Raw genomic sequence first — 19,278 nt, forward strand, 5'->3', positions numbered from 1 at the left:
AGCGCCCGGCCGAGCGAGGCGGGGTTTCCTTCGTTGCTCGAGGACAACCTCGAAGACCTGTACGAGAATGCGCCCTGCGGGAACCTGTCCACCCTCCTGGACGGCACCATTGCGAAGATCAACAGCACCCTGCTGGCATGGCTCGGCTACACCCGCGAGGAACTCGTCGGCCGGCGCCGCTTCAGCGACCTGCTCACCGGCGGGGGCCGCATCTATCACGAAACCCACTTCGCACCCATGCTGGCCATGCAGGGCGAGATCCGCGGCATCGCCCTGGACCTTCGCACCAAGGACGGCTCCCGCATGCCGGTCCTCGTCACCTCCGTCGTCAAGGCCGGCAGCGAAGGCCAACCCCAACTCATCCGCACGGCCGTCTTCGATGCCAGCGAACGTCGCAGCTACGAACGAGAGCTCCTCGACGCCCGCAGAGCCGCGGAGCGCGAGGACCAACGGCTACGGCAGCTCGTCGGCAAACTGCAACGAAGTCTGCTCCCCGCCGTGCTGCAAACCCCGCCCGGACTGGAGAGCGCCGCGTACTACCGGATGGCCTCCACCGACGAGGTCGGCGGCGACTTCTACGACCTGTTCCCCCTCGCCGACGGCCGCTGGGGATTCTTTCTCGGCGACGTCAGCGGCAAAGGCGTCGAAGCGGCCGCCGTCACCGCTCTGGCCCGCTACACGTTGCGGGCCGCAACCGTCTACACCCCCGACCCCGCCGCCGCGCTGCACAACCTCAACACCGTGCTCTGGCAGGAATACCGCGAGGACGCGCGCTACTGCACCGTCGTCTACGGCATCCTCACTCCCACACCGGCCGTCGGCGGGTTCACCGCGGTCATCGCCAGCGGTGGACACCCCGAACCACTGCTGCTACGGGCTGACGGTTCCGCCAACTACCAATGCACGAAGGGCCGCATCGTGGGGGCCTTCCCGACCTCCCAATACACCAACACCACCGTCGTAGCGAACCCCGGCGACACGTTGCTCCTCTACAGCGACGGACTCACCGAGGCCCGTACCGGCAGCAGCGGGACCCCCGACGGCCGTTACGGAACCGCAGCCCTCGCCCGATTCGCCGCCGATCTCGCCCCCACCAACGCCGCCGACGCCGTCGCCGCGGTCACCGATCTGCTCGGTACCTTCGGCGCCGGGCTCACCGACGACACCGCCGTCATGGCCATCAGCGCCCCACGATGACGGCGACTCGGCGCGCTGCCTGAATCGTTCGTGACATCAGTTCCACAGGGCCCGACCGACACACCCGGCCCCCGCCCCGTCCGCTACAACGGATACGTGCGGGCCACCGCCAGCATCTCCGAGCTGTGCGAGCCGACCACGCCCACGTCCGCCGGGCGGGGCCGGAAGCCCGGCAGCCCGTCGAGGCCGTCGCTGGCGTCCATCGCCCGCAGCAGCACCTGGCCGCCGCGCGGCTCCAGGGTGAGGGTGACCTCGATCCCCTCCGGCGGTGGCGCGTGGAACACGATGCCCCACCAGCGGCCGTCCGGCTGCCGCTTGTCGATCTTCACCGGCCGGCCGGCCACCGTCGCCGCCTCGATGCCCGTGCCGCCCGTCCCGGCGGTCTCCACATGCAACGTGGCCAGCCGGACCGGCCGCTGGGGCACCAGGCGCAGGCGCAGGGTGCGCTGCCGGCCGACGGTGGTGTCGGCCAGGACCTCCAGCTTCGGTGCCGGCAGGTTCGCCGCCGGGGCGGGCCCGGCGCGCAGCTCGCCGTCACCGAGACCGGGGAAGTCCTCGACCTTCGCCGACCCGTCCACGTAGCCGTCGGTCCAGGGCTGCGGGTCCTCCTCGTGGCTGAGCCACCGGGCCTGGCCGGTGCCGGCGTCCAGGGCGTACATCAGGTGGGTGGGCGCCGGATGCGCGGCGTCGAAGCGGTCCACCCGCAGCCCGACCCCGGCGAGCACCACCGCCGCGAGCCCGGCGGCGACGGCCGGCAGCGCGCCCAGCCGGCGGGCGCGCAGCGCGACCATCCCGCGCTGGCCGCCGGCGGCCGGGTGCAGCAGATCCACCACCGGCAGTGCGGCCAGGCCGAGCAGCACCGCGAAGAGCGCCGCGACCCCGCCCATCGCCATGCCCAGCGCCGGGAAGAGCAGCACCACCGTCGGCAGCAGGATCACCACGGCGACCGCGCCGGCCAGGGTCACCGCCAGCACCGGCCACGGACCGTCGATCCGGGTGACCAGGGCGACCAGGCCGGCAGCCGCGCCGGCCAGGGCCGGCAGGGTGGCCAGGTACGCCCCGCCGGGCACCAGCGCGGCCAGCAGCACCCCGAGCAGGGCCAGCCAGCCCAGCGCGCCGATCGCCAGCGCGGCCGGGCCGGCCCAGCGACGGGTCAGCGCGTACCAGGCGGCGAGGATCGCGGCGGCGAGCGCCACCACGGCCAGCCGGTACCAGGTCGGCCGGTACGGGTCGAGCAGCTCGGCGTAGCCGGGACGCAGCGCGGTGATCGCGGCCCAGAGCAGCTGGGCGGCGAGCGGCGCCACGACGATGGGCACCAGGGTCAGCCCGAAGCCGGCGGCGAGTCGGCCGGTGGTCACCCGCCCCCGTCGCCGGGCCAGCCAGGCCAGCGCCAGCACCGCCGCCACGGCCAGCGCGGCCAGCGGCCAGGTCAGCCAGCCGGGGTAGCGGACCAGCCCGCCGGGGACCGGGAAGTAGGTGGCGTCGTGGCCGGAGCGCAGGCCCGTCAGGTCGGCACGGCCGAACTCCCGGGCCAGCCCGAGGGCGTTGTCCCCGTGCTGCTGGAGGCTGCCCCGGTCCATCGCCGCCGGGGTGTCCAGCGGGGTGTGGTAGATCGCGCCCCCGTCGATGTACGCCGAGTTCAACCCGACGAAGTCGGCGTCCAGGAACGCGGTGAAGTCGGTGTCGTTCGGCAGCGCCCGGTAGATCTCCACCGCGAACGAGGTGCCCACCGGGTGCGGGGCGGCGCGACCGAAGACGTCGACCAGCCGCGCGTTGTTCCGGGAGGTCTCGAACATGATCACCGGACCGGTGGCGCCCCGCGCCTCCAGGTTGAGCACCACCCCGCCGTCCGCGGCCAGCGGGTGGCTCGACGCGAACGCCTGCGCCCCGCACAGGCACGCCTCCTCGGCATCGGTGAGCACGAAGACGATGTCGTTGCGCGGGCGGGGACCGTTGGTCAGCGCCCGGGCGACCTCCAGGATGGTCGAGGTCCCGGCCCCGTCGTCGTTGCCGCCCGGCCCGGACTGCACCGAGTCGTAGTGCGCCACCAGGAAGACCCGTCCGGTGGAGGCGGTCCCGGGCAGCCGGGCCACCACGTTGCGTACCCGGGCCAGGGTGGCGCCGCCCGCGGCCCCGCTGAGCTGCCCCGCCTCGTCAGCGACGGTGTCCTGCACCTCGGTCTCCAGCCCGAGGCCGCGCAGCGCGCCGACCAGGTGCTCGCGTACCTGATCGTTGGCCGGGCTGCCGGCGACGTGCGGGCGGGCCGCGACGGTCTGCACCGTCCGGTACGCCCGGGCGGCACTGAACTCGCCGGCCGGCGCGTCCGCCGGACGCGGCGCCGGCGTGCGCAGGTCGACCAGGACGGCGGCACCGACCGCGAGCAGCGCGACCAGCGCGGCGACGGCGGCGAGCGCCCTACGGCGCGGCCGGGCGAGCGCCCGGTCGGCGGCGCGGACCACGGGGGTACGCCCGGCGGACTCCTCGGCGGCGGGAACTGCGGGTGCGCCCACGGCGGGCTCCTCGGGGGTGGGGCGAAGGGTGAGGATCATCCTGCACCGCGCCGGGGGTGAGCCGCGACACCCCGGGGCCTCCCGTAACGCTCCTTCCCGCCCGACCGCTGTCCGTGTGACGGCCTTGCCCGGGTACGCCCGTGCCGACACGGCCATGTTGTGTGCGACCGTTGTCTAATACAGGATCAGCGGGGCACTCGGAAGGAGCCCGACATCACCAGCGAACTCCCGCGTCTCGCGGCGGTGACCCGGCCGCACCGGGGGCCCGGCATGGCCGGTCCCTCCGTGGCGCCGTACCCGCAGGGGGGCCTCGGGCGGAACCCCAACCTGCCGCCCGGCGAGCGGCTGCGGGTTCTGCTGGTCGAGGACGACGAGGGCGACGCCTTCCTGGTGAGTGAGCTGCTCGCCGAGACCAACTCGATGATCGACCTGCTGGTCGCCACCAGCCTCAGCGAGGCCCGGCAGCGGGTGGCCGGCGTCGACTGCGTGCTGCTCGACCTCGGGCTGCCCGACGCCCAGGGCCTGGACGGCCTGCGCAAGGTGCTGGAGATGTCCAGCGGCGCGGCGGTCTGCGTGCTGACCGGCCGTTCCGACGAGCACCTGGGCATCGTCGCGGTCGCCGAGGGCGCCCAGGACTACCTGGTCAAGGGGCAGGTCGACGGCGTCCTGCTGACCCGCGCGCTGCGCTACGCGGTGGAACGCAAGCGGGCCGACGAGAACGCCCGGCGGCTGCGCGAGGTCGAGCTGCGTCAGGCCGAGTCCGCCCGCCTGGAGCGCGGCCTGCTGCCCCAGCCGCTGATGAGCACCGACGAGGTGTCGGTGCACACCTTCTACCGTCCCGGCCGGCACGCCGCCCTGATCGGCGGGGACTTCTTCGACGTGGTGCAGACCCGGCCCGACCGGGTCGACCTGATCGTCGGCGACGTCTGCGGGCACGGTGTGGACGAGGCTGCGCTCGGCGTCGAGCTGCGGGTCGCCTGGCGGGCGCTGATCCTGGCCGGGGTCGCCGACGACGACGTGCTGCCCGCCCTGGAACAGGTGCTGATGAGCGAGCGCCGCCTTCAGGAGATCTTCGCCACCGTCGCCACGGTCCGGCTGGACCTGGCCGGCAACCGGGCCACCGTCCGGCTGGCCGGGCACCCGCCGCCGCTGCTGCTCTCCGGAGGCAAGGTCGCGCCGGTCCCGGCGCGTGGTGGCCTGCTCCTCGGGGTACGACCTCGCCGACCCGTAGCGTTCGACCTGGAGTTCGACACCGATGACTGGTCCCTGTTGATGTACACCGACGGCCTGATCGAGGGACGGGTGGGCGACGGCGACGACCGGTTGGACGTGCCGGGGCTGGTTGGCCTGCTGGAGGAGCCGGCCAACCAGGCGGTGCCGCTGGCCGAGCTGCCGGCCTGGCTGGTCGGCCGGGCCGAGCAGATCAACGGTGGTCCGCTCGCCGACGACGTCGCCATGCTGCTGGTCACCCGCGGCGGTGGCCGGTGAACTCGTACCGCCCCGAGTGGACGCTGCGCCGCCGGGTGAGCCTGCTGCTCACCGTGGTCGTGGTGCTGCTGCTCGGGCTCGCCGCGGCCGAGGCCGCGCTGGCCACCAAGACCCGGCAGAACATGGACGCGGTGCTGGTGAAGACCGGCCCGCTGCGGGTGCAGGGCCAGGAACTGCTCAACGCCCTGCTCGACCAGGAGACCGCCGTCCGGGGGTACGCGGTCAGCGCCGACCGCGCCGACCTCGCCCCGTACGACAGCGGCCTCCGGCAGGAGCGGGAGACCGTCAGCAAGATGAACGCGCTGATCGGTGACTATCCGGATATCCAGCGGGCGTTGGCGGTGGTGGAGCAGCAGGCGGCCGACTGGCGCAGCGCCGTCGCCCAGCCGGTGATCACCACGACCGAGCGGGACGGCACGGCGGCCGCCCAGGCGCTCATCACCGACCAGGCACGGCAGCAGTTCGAGCAGATCCGCGCCTCGGCCGGCGTGCTCCAGGCCGAGATCCTCGACGAGCGGCAGCGCACGGCGGACAAGGTCTACCAGAGCAGCAACATCCTGGTGGTCCTGCTGATCGTCGCGGCGGTGGTGGTGGCGGTGGCCGGCTCGGTGCTGCTGCTGTCGCTGGACCGGATGGTGATCAAGCCGCTGACCGGGCTGGCCGAGCAGATACGGGAGGTCGCCGAGGGCGACTACCAGCACCGCATCGCCGGGTCCGGCCCGCCGGAGTTCCAACAGCTCGCCGGCGACGTGGACGCGATGCGGCAGAAGATCGCCCGGGAACTCGCCGAGGTGCGCGAGGCGCGCGAGAGCATCGAGTGGGTCAACAGCCAGCTGCAGAAGCAGGCCGAGGAGCTGACCCGCTCCAACCGCGACCTGGAGCAGTTCGCGTACGTGGCCTCGCACGACCTCCAGGAGCCGCTGCGCAAGGTGGCGAGCTTCTGCCAGCTGCTCCAGCGCCGCTATGCCGGCCAGCTCGACGAGCGGGCCGACCAGTACATCGCCTTCGCCGTCGACGGCGCGCAGCGGATGCAGCGCCTGATCAACGACCTGCTGGCCTTCTCCCGGATCGGCCGGCTCACCACCGGCTTCACCGAGGTCGACCTCGACAAGGTGATGGGCGACGTGGCCGGGCAGACCGAGGCCGCCCGCCAGTACGCCGACGCCGAGCTGACCTGGGACGAGATGCCGGTGATCCGCGGCGAGGAACCGCTGCTGACCAACCTGCTGGCCAACCTCGTCAGCAACTCGATCAAGTTCCGCCGCCCGGACGTCACGCCGAAGGTGCACGTCTCCGCCCGGCTCGTCGACGACGAGTGGGAGATCACCTGCCAGGACAACGGCATCGGGATCGAGCCGGAGTTCGCCGACAAGATCTTCGTGATCTTCCAGCGGCTGCACGCCAAGGACGCGTACCCCGGCACCGGCATCGGCCTGGCGATCGTCAAGAAGATCGTGGAGTACCACGGTGGCCGGGTCTGGGTGGACACCGACACCGACGAGGGCACCGCGATCCGCTTCACCCTGCCGGCGCTGCCCGAGGACGTCGAGGCGGCCCGGGCGGCGGCGGAGGCCGAGGCGGTCACCGGCGAGGAGCCGGCCGGCGCGGAACCGGCCGGGGACGACCCGGCCCTGGCGGCCGACGCCGACGCCGACGGTGAGCCGGAGACCTCCGCGCCGACCGTGGGCCGGCAGCCGGACGGCCCGGCGGGCGCAGACGCGCCCGAGGCGGCGCCGGAGCACGGTACAACGGGTGGCATGAAGGAGACGGTGAGATGACCGCGCCAGCGGACGGCAAGAGCCCAATCGAGGTCCTGCTGGTCGAGGACGACCCGGGTGACGTGTTGATGACCCAGGAGGCGTTCGAGGAGCACAAGCTGCGCAACCGGCTCACCGTTGTCTCCGACGGCGCCGAGGCGCTGGCCTACCTGCGCCGCGAGGGCCAGTACGGCGACGCGATCGCGCCGGACCTGATCCTGCTCGACCTGAACCTGCCCCGCCGGGACGGCCGCGAGGTGCTGGAGGAGATCAAGGAGGACGAGCAGCTCCGCCGCATCCCGGTCGTGGTGCTCACCACCTCCCAGGCCGACGAGGACATCCTGCGCAGCTACCAGCTGCACGCCAACGCCTACGTGACCAAGCCGGTCGACTTCGAGCGCTTCATCTCGGTGGTCCGGCAGATCGACGAGTTCTTCGTCAGCGTGGTCAAGCTCCCGCCGCGTGGCTGACCGGCTGCGGGACGACGTCGGCGAGCTGCTGCGGGAGACCGCGGCCGAGGTCGTCCTGCCCCTGTTCCGCCGGCTGGACGACGCCGACGTCGCCGAGAAGGCCCCCGGTGACCTGGTCACGGTGGCCGACCGGCGGGCGGAGGAGAAGATCTCCGCCGCGCTGCGCCGGCTGCGGCCCGGTTCGGTCGTCGTCGGCGAGGAGGCGGTCGCCGACGATCCGTCCCTGCTGCGCCACCTGCGCGGCGACGGCGACGTCTGGGTGGTCGACCCGGTCGACGGCACCGGCAACTTCGCCGCCGGCCGCCGCCCGTTCGCGCTGATGGTCGCGCTGCTCACCGACGGCGAGCTGGCCGCCGCCTGGGTGCTCGACCCGCTCGCGGAGACGCTGGCGGTGGCCGTCGCCGGGGAGGGCACCCTGCTCGACGGCCGGCCGGTGCGCACCGCCGACGGCGTACCGCCGCTCGGCGCGTTGCGCGGCACCGCGATGACCCGGTTCCTGCCGCCGGAGACCCGGCGGACCGCTGAGGCGGGCGGGGCGCGGATCGGCGAACTGCTCGTCGGGCAGCACTGCGCCGGGCGGGAGTACCTCGACCTGCTCACCGGCGACCAGCAGTTCGTGCTCTTCTGGCGGACCCTGCCCTGGGACCACGCCCCCGGGGTGCTGCTGGTGCGGGAAGCCGGCGGGGTGGCCCGCCGGTTCGACGGCGCCGAGTACCACCCGGCCGACGACGACAAGGGGCTGCTGGTCGCGGCCGACGAGCGGACCTGGCACGAGGTCCGCAACGCCCTCCTCGGCGGCTGACCCACCCCTCCGACGCGCTTTGCGGCGTGTCGGCGTGTCGGGGCTGCTGGATGCCGCGACACGCCGCAATCGGAGTGGATCACGCCGATCCCTCGGACGGAGGCGCGCGGTTTGCGGCGTGTCGGGCTGTCAGGGCTGCTGGATGCCGCGACTCGCCGCGAACGGAGTGGATCACGCCGGTGCGGACGAGGTCGGCCGGGCTGTCGCGGCGCTGCGCGACCACGTCGGGACGCTGCGTCGACGATCTATGCCCTCGGCGGTCGCGGGCCTGGTCAACCGGCCTGGGTCCGGTATCGTGTCCGGCGGTCGCCGCCCGCAGGCCCGTCCTTTCGGAGCCCGGCGGGGCCGCCGCCGCGCCGCCGTCCCCCTGGCGGCCGAGGAAGGACACTGTCGTGCCGAGGACCAGCCTCACCAGGCCGGCTGCCCGCCGGCCGCTGATCGTGCTGCTCGCCGTCGTGGCGCTGCTGCTCGGCGCCGGCGTCGCGCCGGCCGCCGCGGAGCCGAACGAGGGTGGCACCACCAAGCTCCGTGAGGCGTTGGAGGCCGCCGCCAAGGGCCACATCGAGGCCAAGGCGAAGCTGGACAACTCCAAGCGTCGCCAGGCCGCCCTGACCGGCGAGCTGAGGACGGTCGAGGGGCGGCTGGTCGGGCTGAACGCCCAGGTCGGCGAGGTCGCCGCGCAGTCGTACCGGCTGGGTCGGTTGAGCACCGCCTCGGCGCTGCTCAACAGCGCCAGCCCGCAGGCGCTGCTGCAACGCGCCGCCGAACTGGACGTGATGGGCCAGCGGGACGCCAAGCGGCTGCGCGAGCTGACCGAGGCCAAGCAGGCCGCCGCGCAGGCCAAGGCGGCCATCGACAACGAGGTGCGCGAGCAGCAGAAGCAGCTCGCCGCGCTGGCCAAGCGGAAGCGGGACGCCGAGCGGGCGCTCGCCACGGTCAGCTCCGGCACGAGTTCCGGCTTCAGCGGCAGCTCGCGGTCGGCGAGTCCGGCGCCGCGCGACTCGGACGGGTCCTGGCCGTCGGAGTCCTGCTCGGCCAACGACCCGACCACCGACGGCTGCATCACCCCGCGCACCCTGCACGCCCTGCGGCAGGCCCAGGCCGCCGGGTACAAGCGGTACGTCTCCTGCTTCCGCAGCGGCGGCGGCGGTGAGCACCCGAAGGGGCGGGCCTGCGACTTCGCCGCCGCCACCGGCGGGTTCGAGGACCGCACGGCCACCGGCGGGGACAAGGCGTACGGCGACAGCCTGGCCAACTACTTCAAGAACAACGCCAGCCGGCTCGGCGTGCTCTACGTGATCTGGTACCGGCAGATCTGGATGCCGAACACGGGTTGGCGGTCGTACAGCGGCTCCGGCAGCCCGGCCGCCGACCACACAAACCATGTTCATCTTTCGATGTACTGACCCGGAGCGCCAGGAACGCTGCGTACCATCGCGACGGTGAGCAGCTCATCGTCCGACGTCGTGGTCAACCCGGCACCCGGCGCGCCGGTCACCGCCCGCGCGCTGCCCAACGGGCTCGCCGCGTTCCTGGTCTTCCTCTCCAGCGGTGCCGTGCTGGTGCTGGAGACGGTCTCGCTCCGCCTGGTGGGCCCGTACGTCGGGGTGACCCTCCAGGTCACCAGCTCGGTGATCGGCATCGCGCTGGCCGCCATCGCGTACGGGGCGTGGACGGGCGGTTGGCTGGCCGACCGGCGGGACCCACGCGGCCTGCTGGCCCCGGCGCTGGTGCTGGCCGGCATCGCCACGGCGGTCACCCTGCCGGTGGTCCGGTACGCCGGTGAGGTGCTGCGCGGCGGCGCGGCCAGCGCCATCCTGCTGCTCACCGCGCTCGCGGTCTTCGTCCCGGCGGCCCTGCTCGCGGCGGTCACCCCGCTGGTGGTGAAGCTCCAACTGGCCGACCTGCGCCGCACCGGGCAGGTGGTCGGGCGGCTCTCCGGCATCGGCACGCTGGGCGGCATCACCGCCACCCTGGTCACCGGCTTCGTGCTGGTGGCGGCGCTGCCCAGCACGGTCATCCTGATCGCACTGGCGGTGCTGCTCGGGGTCACCGGCCTCGCGCTCGGGTTTCACCTGCGCCGGCAGGAGGGCGGCGGGCTGCCCGGCGCGGCCCGGACCAAGGCCACCCTCGCGGTGCTCGGACTGCTCGGGGCGGGGCTCAGCGCGGTCGCCCCGAACCCGTGCGACGTGGAGACGGCGTACCACTGCGCGCGGGTGGCCGACGACCCGTCCCGCGCCAGTGGGCGGGTGCTCTACCTCAACTCCGCCGAGCACTCGTACGTGGACCTGGCCGACCCCACCTACCTGGAGTACGCGTACACGCGGTGGATCGGCGCGGCGGCGGACGTGGTTGCGCCGGCGGGGCGGCGGCTGGACGCGCTGCACCTGGGCGGGGGCGGCTTCACCATGCCGCGCTACCTGAGCGCCACCCGGCCCGGCACCGACAACGTGGTCTTCGAGATCGACGGTGAGCTGGTCGAGCTGGACCGGCGGCTGCTGGGCGTACGGCCGGGGCCGGGGCTGCGCGCGGTGGTGGGTGACGCCCGGATGCTGGTCGGCGGCGAGCCCACCGACAGCCGCGACTTCGTGGTCGGGGACGCCTTCGGCCATCTGGTGGTGCCCTGGCACCTGGCGACCCGGGAGATGGCCGCCGAGGTCCGCCGGGTGCTCCGGCCCGGCGGGATGTACGTCCAGAACGTCATCGACTATCCGCCGGGCCGCTTCATCCGCAGCGAGCTGGCCACGGTCGCCGCCGAGTTCCGGCACGTCGCGCTGGTCGCCCCGGCCGCCGCGATCGCCGGTCAGCAGGGTTCCAACTTCCTCATCGTCGCCTCGGACGCGCCGCTGCCGGTGGACGCGCTCACCCAGCGGCTGGGCCGCCTCGACCCGGTGCCGGACCTGCTGGCCGGCGGGGAGCTGGCCGCCTTCGTCGACGACGCGCTGGTCCTGACCGACGACTACGCGCCGGTGGACCAACTGCTCGCGACAGCCTGATCGGGTGAATCCGCTGACCGATTACGACCAGCGAGGTGTAGCGGGATCGTTCCCGGGCAACACGTCCGACCATGGGTGGTGGAATCCGGAACGGCGCGCAGCTGCTGGGTGAGCGGTACCGGTTGATCGAGCAGCTCGGCGCCGGCGGCATGTCAGTGGTGTGGCGTGGCTACGACGAGGTGCTGGGTCGACAGGTCGCGGTGAAGGTGCTCGCTTCCCGGCTGGCCAGCGACAGGGCCTTCCGGCACCGGATCCGGGTCGAGGCCCAGGCCGCCGCGCGGCTCTGCCACCCCAACATCACCAACGTGTACGACTACGGCGAGTCCGAGCAGGTCGGCCTGACCGTGCCGTACGTCGTGATGGAGCTGGTCGACGGCGCCCCGCTGACCGTGCGGCTCGGCCGGGACGGGAAGTTGGCCTGGCGCGAGGCGGTCACCATCGCCGCCGAGGTCACCTCGGCGCTGGCCACCGCGCACGCCCGGGGCGTGGTCCACCGGGACGTCACCCCCGGCAACGTCATGCTGACCCCGAACGGGGTGAAGGTCGTCGACTTCGGCATCTCCGCGCTGGTGGGGGAGAGCGAGAAGGGCCCGGACGGCACCCTGCTGGGCACCCCCGCCTACCTGGCGCCGGAGCGGCTGGACAACGGCCAGGTCTCGCCGGCCACCGACGTGTACGCCGTCGGGCTGCTGCTCTACCGGATGCTGACCGGTCGGCTGCCGTGGGAGGCCAGCACCACCACCGAGATGCTGCGCGCGCACATGTACAACGACCCGGAGCCGATGCCGGAGGTGCCGGGGCTGCCCGCCGAGGTGGCCGAGCTGGCGCACCGCTGCCTGGCCAAGCGGCCGGAGGACCGGCCGACCACCGCCGAGCTGGCCCGTACCCTGGCCGAGGCGGCCGGGATGATCGCGGCCGTGCCGGTCTCCCCGGCGCCCGGCACGCTCGACCCGGCGCTGCTGGCCAGCGCCGGCACCACGATCCTGCCCTGGTCGACCGACACCGACGCGCTGCCCTTCTCCGGTCGGACCCGCAGCCGCCGGGCGGCGACCCGGCGGCGTCGGGTGGAGGCCGGGGTGGCCGCCGCCGGCCTGGTCGCGGTCACCGCGGCGATGTGGGGGATGACCTCGAAGACCCCGGCCAGCGGTGGCGTCGACCAGCCCACCGAGGCGCGGATGGGCCTGGAGCAGCCGAGCCCCTGCGAGGTCGAGTACGCGCTGCGCAGCGACTCCGGCAAGGACTTCGCCGCCCAGCTCACCCTCACCAACACCGGTACCCGCGAGCTGCGGGACTGGACGATGAGCTTCGCCTTCCCCGGCCAGCAGACGCTCACCGCGCCCGGCCCGACCGTGCGGCAGGAGGGCCGGACGGTCCGGGTGGGCCCGGCCGCTGGTCGGGAGTCGTTGGCGCCGGGGGCCTCCGAGAAGATCGCCCTGTCCGGCCGGTACGCCGGCGGCAACCCGTTGCCGCTGGAGTTCAAGCTCGGTGAGAACGCCTGCGGCGTACGGGTCTCCGGGGTGGCCGGGGCGATGCCGACCACCGCGCCGACCACCGCGCCGACCACGAAGGCGCCGCCGAAGGCGACGACGAAGAAGCCGCCGGCGAAGACCACGGTCAAGTCCTCGGGCAGCGGTGGGTCCGGCACGTCGAAGGCGAAGTCCGGCACCTCCGGCAAGGGCAAGGGGTCGGGTGACAGCAAGGGAAAAGGCGGCCGGTAGCGACGACGAAGGGGGGCAAGAGCAAGGGGAAGTGACCGGTCAGCCGAGGTTGGCGAATTGCTGCACCTGAGCGATCGTCCCTTCGACGATCAGCACGGTGCCCTTGCTGAGCACGGTGTCCGCGGTGGCGTACCGGAAGCGTTCCTCGGGGAGCTTCGCGCCGACCACCAGCACGCCGTAGCGCTCGGGGGTCAGGTCGCGCAGCGACCGGCCGACCAGCGACGGCGGCACCGGCACCTTGGCGATGGCGAAGTCGTCGCCGAACTCGATGAAGTCGAGCATCCGGCTGACGATCAGGTGCGCCACCCGTTCCCCGGTCTCCGCCTCGGGGAAGATCACGTGGTGGGCACCGACCGAGGCGAGGATCCTCGCGTGCTTGTCCGAGGTGGCCCGGGCCCAGATCTGCGGCACGCCGACCTCGGTCAGCGCCACGACGGTGAGCACGCTCGCCTCCAGCGACACGCCGATCGCGACCACCACCCGCCGGAAGTCGGCCAGGCCCAGCTGGCGCAGCGCGTCCTCCTCGGTCGCGTCCGCCTGCACCACCCGTTCCAGGTACGGCGCCCAGCGCTGGACCTGATCCGAGTCCCGGTCGACGGCGAGCACCTCGTGGCCCAGCCGGGTCAGCGCGCCGGCCAGGTGGCAGCCGAACCGGCCCAGCCCGATCACGGCGATGGCGCCGTCGCTCGTTCCTCTAGCCGACAATGGGTTGCTCCTTCGGGTAGTGGTACAGCCGGCGCCGGGTGTTCAACGCGATCGCCGAGCCGAGGGTGAGTGGCCCGACCCGGCCGATGTACATCAGGACGGTCAGCAGGTACTGGCCCTGCTCGGGCAGGTTCGGGGTGAGCCCCACCGACAGGCCGGTGGTGCTGAAGGCCGAGGTCACCTCGAAGAGCGATTCGTTGAACCGGACCCCTTCGGTGATCAGGATCAGTCCGACCGTGCCGATGACCACCAGCGCCACGCTGAGCAGCGCCACGGTGAGCGCCTGCCGCTGGCTCGAACCGACCACCCGCCGCCGGCCCACCACGACATCGGGCTCGCCGCGCAACTCCGCCCAGATCACGAAGGCGAGCAGGAAGAACGTGGAGACCTTGATGCCGCCGGCGGTGCTGGCGCTGCCACCGCCGATGAACATCAGGGCGATGAGCAGGGGATAACTCTCCTCGCTCAACCACTCGATGTTGATCACGTCGAAGCCGCCGGTGCGGCTGAGGGCGATCTGCGTGAACGCGGCGAGCACCTTGCCGGGCGCGTCGTACGTGCCGATGGTGCGGGGGTTGCCCCACTCGGCGAGCAGCAGGGCGAGGAAGCCGCCCGCCACCAGCACCACGCTGCCCCAGATGGTCAGCTTGGTGGCGACCGACCAGCGGGCGGGGCGGCGCCAGCGCCGGGCCGCCTCGAACAGGGCGGGAAAGCCGAGGCCACCGATGATCGCGCCGATTCCCAGCGGCAGCGCCACCCAGGGGTCCCGGGAGAAGGCGAGCAGGCCGTCGGAGTAGAGCGTGAACCCGCCGTTGTTGAAGGCCTGGATCGAATGGAAGGTGCCGGACCAGAGCGCCCGGCCGGGCGGGTAGCCGTAGGCCAGCCAGAGCCGCCCGCTGACGACCAGGGTCATCAGCGCCTCGGTGACCACCACCGTGGTGGCGATGCGCGCCAGCAGCCAACCGACGTCGCCGACGCCGTACTCGGCCGTCTCGGCCGCCACCAGCAGCCGGTTGCGCAGCCCGAGCTGCCGGGACACCGCGAGGCTGACCAGGGCCGCGCCGGTGAGGATGCCCAGGCCGCCGATCTGGGTGAGCACGGTGATCATCGCCAGCCCGAACCCGTTCCAGTAGTTCGGGGTGTCGTTGACGGCCATGCCGGTGACCGACACGGCGGAGGTCGCGGTGAACAGCGCCGTGACCAGCGGGGTGTAGCGCTCCTCGCTGGTCGCCCAGGGCAGCATCAGCAGGCCGGTGCCGATCGCGATCGCCACCAGGAAGCCGAACGGCACCAGCCGGACGGGGTGACGAAGGAACCGGCGCACCAGACAATCTTCCGGTTCCGGGCATCTCCGGGTCGGTGAATGGCGTATCCCGCAGGGTTCACCGGCCGGTCAGCCGCCGACCAACTGGCGGTCAGCCCGGACCGGTCTGCTGGGCGGCGACCAATCGACGACAGGAGACGGCGTTGCGACGTACCCTTTCCGCCTTCGGCCTGGCCGCCGCCCTGCTCGCGGTGGCCGTTGCGGTCCCCGGCTCGGCGTCGGCCCGCGAGGACGACGCCGACCGCGCGGACCAGGCCGGCCGGGACCGGGCCAGCCACCGGCCCATCGTGATCGCCCACCGCGGGGCGAGCGGCTACCGCCCCGAGCACACCCTGGAGGCCTACCGGCTGGCGATCCGGATGGGCGCCGACTACATCGAACCGGACCTGGTCTCGACGAAGGACGGCGTGCTGGTCGCCCGGCACGAGAACGAGATCTCGGGTACGACCGACGTGTCGACCCGGCCGGAGTTCGCCGGACGCAAGGCCACCAAGACCATCGACGGGGTCGCGGTCACCGGCTGGTTCACCGAGGACTTCACCCTCGCCGAGCTGAAGACCCTGCGCGCCAAGGAGCGGCTGCCGCAGGTCCGGGTGGCGAACACCGCCTTCGACGGCCGGTTCGAGGTGCCGACGTTCCAGGAGGTCATCGACCTGGCCCGCACCGAGAGCCGCCAGCGGGGCCGCACCGTCGGCGTCTACCCGGAGACCAAGCACCCCAGCTACTTCGCCGCCATCGGGCTGCCGCTGGAGGAGCCGCTGGTCGCGGTCCTGCGGAAGAACAAGCTGACCCACCGGCACGACCCGGTCTTCGTCCAGTCCTTCGAAACCGCCAACCTGCGCAAGCTGGACGCGATGATCGACGTGCCGCTGGTGCAGCTCCTGGACGCCGCCGGTCGCCCGTACGACTTCACCGCCGCCGGCGACGCCCGCACCTACGCCGACCTGGCCACCCCGGCGGGGCTGGCGTGGATCGCCGACTACGCCGACGGTGTCGGCCTGAACAAGAACCTGATCGTGCCCCGCGACGCCACCGGCAAGCTGCGCGCGCCGACCACTGTCGTCCGGGACGCGCACCGGGAGCGCCTGGTGGTGCACGCCTGGACCTTCCGCGCCGAGAACCAGTTCCTCCCGGCCGACTTCCGGATCGGCGCCGACCCGAACGCCCGCGGCGACATCACCGCCGAGTACGAACTCTTCTACGGCCTCGGCCTGGACGGCGTCTTCGCCGACCAGCCCGACACCGCGGTCGCCGCCCGCGCCGGCCTCGCCGAGCGCTGACCGCAGCTCGCTGCCCCACCCCGACCGCCGCGCCACCGCGAGCCGCGCCCACCGGCCAGGCTCGCGGTGGCGAAGGTTCCCCGTCGGGTACGCGGAAAGGGGGTGTCCGGTCCGGCCGGGCACCCCCTTCTCGTCGGCGGCGGTACGCAGCCGAGTGGGCCGGGCGCTCCGAGCGGAGCCTGTTGACCTGGGCCGAGCCGCAGCCGCTGTCGGGAGTGGGGTGGTGTCATGCGGCCCTTTAGAGCTGATGACGTGAACGAATCAGCCCTGTCGGGGTGGGTGCCGCGACGGGCGGAGATTGCGCTCCACGTCAGAAGTAGATGTCGCTCGGCCGCAGCGGCCCACTACCAGGCGAATGAGCACGATCTTGCGGGATGGTGCGGAGTGCCCCGCCGGCTGAGTCGGCTACGACATCAGTTCCAAAGCGCCTGAACTGCTAGCTTGCTGGGCGCTCGGCCACGTAGGTGCCGCGCCCCTGCTGGCCGATGATGAGTTCGCGGTCGTGAAGGATGACGAGCGCGCGGTAGGCCGTGTTGTTGCTGACGCCGTACATCTCGGCGAGCTTGCTGGTCGACGGCAGCTTGTCTCCCGGCTTGAGTTCGCCGTTCTTGATCTTCCCGGCGATGTCGTCGACGATGCGCCGGAATTCGGGCTGTGCTGTGGGCATGGTGAGACTCCGGTTGGTTCGGCGTCTCCGATCATGCCGGACCTACACCAGCATCTGCAATAAGTTGGCGCGCCGACACGGGGAGCTAGACTCGCGCCACTTAGTGGCGTAAGTTGCTCGGTGTCCGGCTCCGGTTGGTTCGGCAAACCCTGGGGGCGGACACCCAAGGTTGGCTCCGGGGTCGTACCGCCGAGGAGGGCTGCGGTCGCGGGGCCGGCGGCCCGGTCCGCGTCCCCTATCGGCGGACCGGGCCGCCTTCCAGTGCGACGACCCGCGATGACGCGATGACGCGACGACCGGAAGGTGGCTCATGCGCAACGTGCTCTCCCTGTTCCGCCGCGCCCCGCGGCGCCACCCGCACCGTCCGCCGAACGCCGGCTGGTACCGCTCGGAGTCGTGCCGGCCGCTGACCGCGGGACAGATCCGCGAGCAGCAGTTCCATCAGGTACGACGCGGACTCGACCCGATCGAGGTGCACGCGTTCCTCCATCGGGTCGCCGCTGAGCTGGCCAACGCTCGGCGGGACCTGGCGCTGACCACGGAGGAGAACGTCCGGATCAAGCGGGCGTTGCGGAGTTGGCAGTCCCGGTTCACCCCGGGTGCGCGGTGGTGAGTCCGGCGCGGTTCGTCGTACACCTGCCAGTGGTCGCCGCCGACCTGCCCGCGGCGCTGCGCCTCGCCCGTGCGATCACCCGGGCGCTCGGGTTCCTGCCCGAAGTGGACGGCGGTGGCACCACCGTGTCGGCCGAGGACGCGCAGGGCGTACGCCACTGGGTCTTCTGCGACCGGTTGCTCGACGGCGGCCGACGCTGCCCGCGCCCGGCCGACCACGACGGCGCCTGCAACGCGCCACTCCGGCCGACTGGCGAGTGGAACACCATGGGTGCCGAACGACCGCGGTGACACCCGTGGTGTTCCACCGGTGGGCTGAGAAACGGCCGGAGATGCCGGGGGCGATGGCGGGACGCGACACAGGGGCGGGCCGGGTGGTGGCGGTACAAGCCACCGCGAAGCGGGATGTAACCTTCACCCGCCCGGCGATTGTTACGGTCGGCCACCCCGTCCGTATCACTTGTGTGCCGGGGCCACATAGCCCGTGGGTGACGTCACTTCTAGCGTGAGCCGACAACATGCTTCCTGTCCTCACCTGGAGTCGCGATGACGGTCCGGCACACGCGGCGGGCGTTCCTCTCCGCCGCCACGATGATGGCCGCGGCGCTCGCCGCCACGGCCTGCGGCAGCCCGCAGGACACCGCCTCGGGTGGCGGTGACTCCGCCGCCCCGGTCAAGGTCGGCCTGGTGTACTCCCAGTCGGGTGCGCTGGCCAGCTACGGCAAGCAGTACATCGAGGGGTTCAAGGCCGGCCTCGACTACGCCACCAAGGGCACCGGCAAGGTCGGTGACCGCAAGATCGAGCTCACCGAGGTCGACGACGCCGGCGACCCGGCCAAGGCGGTCTCCGCCGCCAAGGACCTGATCGGCAAGGGTACGAAGATCATCGCCGGTTCCACCGCGTCCGGCGTCGCGCTCCAGGTCGCCCCGATCGCCGCCCAGAACAAGGTGCTGTTCATCTCCGGCCCGGCCGCCACCGACGCGATCACCGGCGCGAACAAGTACACGTTCCGCTCCGGCCGGCAGTCGTACCAGGACGTGGTGACGGCCAAGTCGTTCATCGGCGACCCGGCCGGCAAGAAGGTCGTCGTCTTCGCACAGGACGGTGCCTTCGGCGACGCCAACGAGGCCGCCGTGAAGGCCGTCATCGGCGGGGCCGGGGCCAGCGTCAGCAGCGTCCGCGCCCCCGCCAGCGCCACCGAGTTCACCCCGTTCGCCAGCCAGATCAAGGCCGCCAAGCCGGACCTGCTCTTCGTCGCCTGGGCCGGCACCACCGCCCCGGCCATGTGGCAGACCCTCGACCAGCAGGGCGTGTTGAGCTCGACCACGGTCGTCACCGGCCTGGACATCCGCGCCTCCTGGCCGACCTTCGGCGCCGCCGGCAGCAAGATCTCCTTCCTGTCGCACTACTTCGACGGGGCCAGCGACACCGAGGCGTCGAAGGCCGCCAAGGCGAAGATCCCCGGCGGGACCATCGACCTGTTCCATCCGGACGGCTTCGCCGCCGCGCAGATGGTCGTCCGCGCCGCGCAGGAGGGTGGCGACGACGTCGAGAAGATGGTCAAGGCCCTCGAAGGCTGGACGTTCGACGGGGTGAAGGGGTCGATGACCATCCGCGCCGGTGACCACGCGCTGCTCCAGCCGATGTACCAGGCCAAGCTCTCCGGCAGCGGCACCGCGTTCACCGCCGCCGCCCAGAAGAGCCTGACCGGTGACGAGACCGCGCCGCCGGTCACCCAGATGAAGGGCTGA

General features: G+C 72.7%; 16 protein-coding genes. 12 read left to right on the forward strand and 4 right to left on the reverse strand.

Annotation, left to right across the window (positions count from 1 at the left end; all coding sequences use genetic code 11):
- Positions 1 to 33 precede the first annotated feature (33 nt).
- Entirely contained in the window at positions 34 to 1,197 is a 1,164-nt protein-coding gene (locus ACTMTB_RS02275; RefSeq protein ID WP_441142258.1) for a PP2C family protein-serine/threonine phosphatase, read from the forward strand.
- An 83-nt stretch (positions 1,198 to 1,280) separates the two neighbouring features.
- On the opposite strand, the gene ACTMTB_RS02280 is transcribed toward ACTMTB_RS02275, so the two are convergent.
- Positions 1,281 to 3,707 carry a M28 family peptidase gene (locus ACTMTB_RS02280; protein ID WP_441142259.1) on the reverse strand — a complete coding sequence of 809 codons (2,427 nt, stop codon included), beginning with the start codon at positions 3,705 to 3,707 and terminating at the stop codon, positions 1,281 to 1,283.
- Between the two features lie 270 nt (positions 3,708 to 3,977).
- On the opposite strand from ACTMTB_RS02280, the gene ACTMTB_RS02285 reads away from it, so the two are divergent.
- The 7 genes from ACTMTB_RS02285 (at position 3,978) to ACTMTB_RS02315 (ending at position 12,938) form a co-directional block, all read left to right on the forward strand.
- The gene (locus ACTMTB_RS02285) at positions 3,978 to 5,195 is read left to right on the forward strand and encodes a PP2C family protein-serine/threonine phosphatase (protein WP_441142260.1); all 1,218 of its coding nucleotides are present in this window, start codon (positions 3,978 to 3,980) and stop codon (positions 5,193 to 5,195) included.
- Entirely contained in the window at positions 5,192 to 6,973 is a 1,782-nt protein-coding gene (locus tag ACTMTB_RS02290) for a sensor histidine kinase (RefSeq protein WP_441142261.1), read from the forward strand. The genes ACTMTB_RS02285 and ACTMTB_RS02290 overlap by 4 nt, the downstream gene beginning before the upstream one ends.
- Positions 6,970 to 7,422, forward strand: coding sequence for a response regulator (locus tag ACTMTB_RS02295; protein WP_441142262.1), 453 nt, complete (start codon positions 6,970 to 6,972; stop codon positions 7,420 to 7,422). The genes ACTMTB_RS02290 and ACTMTB_RS02295 overlap by 4 nt, the downstream gene beginning before the upstream one ends.
- Positions 7,415 to 8,224, forward strand: a complete 810-nt coding sequence (locus ACTMTB_RS02300; RefSeq protein ID WP_441142263.1) for an inositol monophosphatase family protein — start codon at positions 7,415 to 7,417, stop codon at positions 8,222 to 8,224. Before ACTMTB_RS02295 ends, ACTMTB_RS02300 begins: the two co-directional genes overlap by 8 nt.
- Before the next feature lie 392 nt (positions 8,225 to 8,616).
- Positions 8,617 to 9,630, forward strand: a complete 1,014-nt coding sequence (locus ACTMTB_RS02305) for a coiled-coil domain-containing protein (protein WP_441142264.1) — start codon at positions 8,617 to 8,619, stop codon at positions 9,628 to 9,630.
- 36 nt (positions 9,631 to 9,666) lie between these two features.
- Positions 9,667 to 11,220, forward strand: a complete 1,554-nt coding sequence (locus tag ACTMTB_RS02310) for a fused MFS/spermidine synthase (RefSeq protein ID WP_441142265.1) — start codon at positions 9,667 to 9,669, stop codon at positions 11,218 to 11,220.
- Positions 11,221 to 11,291: 71 nt separating this feature from the next.
- Positions 11,292 to 12,938, forward strand: coding sequence for a serine/threonine-protein kinase (locus ACTMTB_RS02315; RefSeq protein WP_441142266.1), 1,647 nt, complete (start codon positions 11,292 to 11,294; stop codon positions 12,936 to 12,938).
- A 39-nt stretch (positions 12,939 to 12,977) separates the two neighbouring features.
- On the opposite strand, the gene ACTMTB_RS02320 is transcribed toward ACTMTB_RS02315, so the two are convergent.
- Together ACTMTB_RS02320 and ACTMTB_RS02325 are read right to left on the reverse strand one after the other, a co-directional pair.
- Positions 12,978 to 13,643, reverse strand: coding sequence for a potassium channel family protein (locus ACTMTB_RS02320; protein WP_441142267.1), 666 nt, complete (start codon positions 13,641 to 13,643; stop codon positions 12,978 to 12,980).
- Positions 13,633 to 14,967, reverse strand: a complete 1,335-nt coding sequence (locus tag ACTMTB_RS02325) for a TrkH family potassium uptake protein (RefSeq protein WP_441142268.1) — start codon at positions 14,965 to 14,967, stop codon at positions 13,633 to 13,635. The genes ACTMTB_RS02320 and ACTMTB_RS02325 overlap by 11 nt, the downstream gene beginning before the upstream one ends.
- A 143-nt stretch (positions 14,968 to 15,110) precedes the next feature.
- Here ACTMTB_RS02325 and ACTMTB_RS02330 point away from each other — a divergent pair, with 143 nt between their 5' ends.
- Positions 15,111 to 16,247: a glycerophosphodiester phosphodiesterase gene (locus ACTMTB_RS02330; protein ID WP_441142269.1), complete on the forward strand. Its 1,137-nt coding sequence runs from the start codon at positions 15,111 to 15,113 to the stop codon at positions 16,245 to 16,247.
- 436 nt (positions 16,248 to 16,683) lie between these two features.
- Here ACTMTB_RS02330 and ACTMTB_RS02335 read toward each other — a convergent pair whose 3' ends face one another.
- A complete protein-coding gene (locus tag ACTMTB_RS02335; RefSeq protein ID WP_334571240.1) occupies positions 16,684 to 16,914 on the reverse strand; it encodes a GntR family transcriptional regulator in 231 nt (76 codons plus the stop codon).
- A gap of 310 nt (positions 16,915 to 17,224) precedes the next feature.
- Here ACTMTB_RS02335 and ACTMTB_RS02340 point away from each other — a divergent pair, with 310 nt between their 5' ends.
- The 3 genes from ACTMTB_RS02340 (at position 17,225) to ACTMTB_RS02350 (ending at position 19,278) form a co-directional block, all read left to right on the forward strand.
- Positions 17,225 to 17,527: a DivIVA domain-containing protein gene (locus ACTMTB_RS02340; protein ID WP_441142270.1), complete on the forward strand. Its 303-nt coding sequence runs from the start codon at positions 17,225 to 17,227 to the stop codon at positions 17,525 to 17,527.
- Positions 17,524 to 17,817: a hypothetical protein gene (locus ACTMTB_RS02345; protein WP_280837025.1), complete on the forward strand. Its 294-nt coding sequence runs from the start codon at positions 17,524 to 17,526 to the stop codon at positions 17,815 to 17,817. Before ACTMTB_RS02340 ends, ACTMTB_RS02345 begins: the two co-directional genes overlap by 4 nt.
- 255 nt (positions 17,818 to 18,072) lie before the next feature.
- A complete protein-coding gene (locus tag ACTMTB_RS02350) occupies positions 18,073 to 19,278 on the forward strand; it encodes a substrate-binding domain-containing protein (protein WP_441142271.1) in 1,206 nt (401 codons plus the stop codon).

The sequence above is a fragment of the Micromonospora sp. L32 genome (assembly GCF_052068055.1).
Taxonomy (GTDB): Bacteria; Actinomycetota; Actinomycetes; order Mycobacteriales; family Micromonosporaceae; genus Micromonospora; species Micromonospora purpureochromogenes.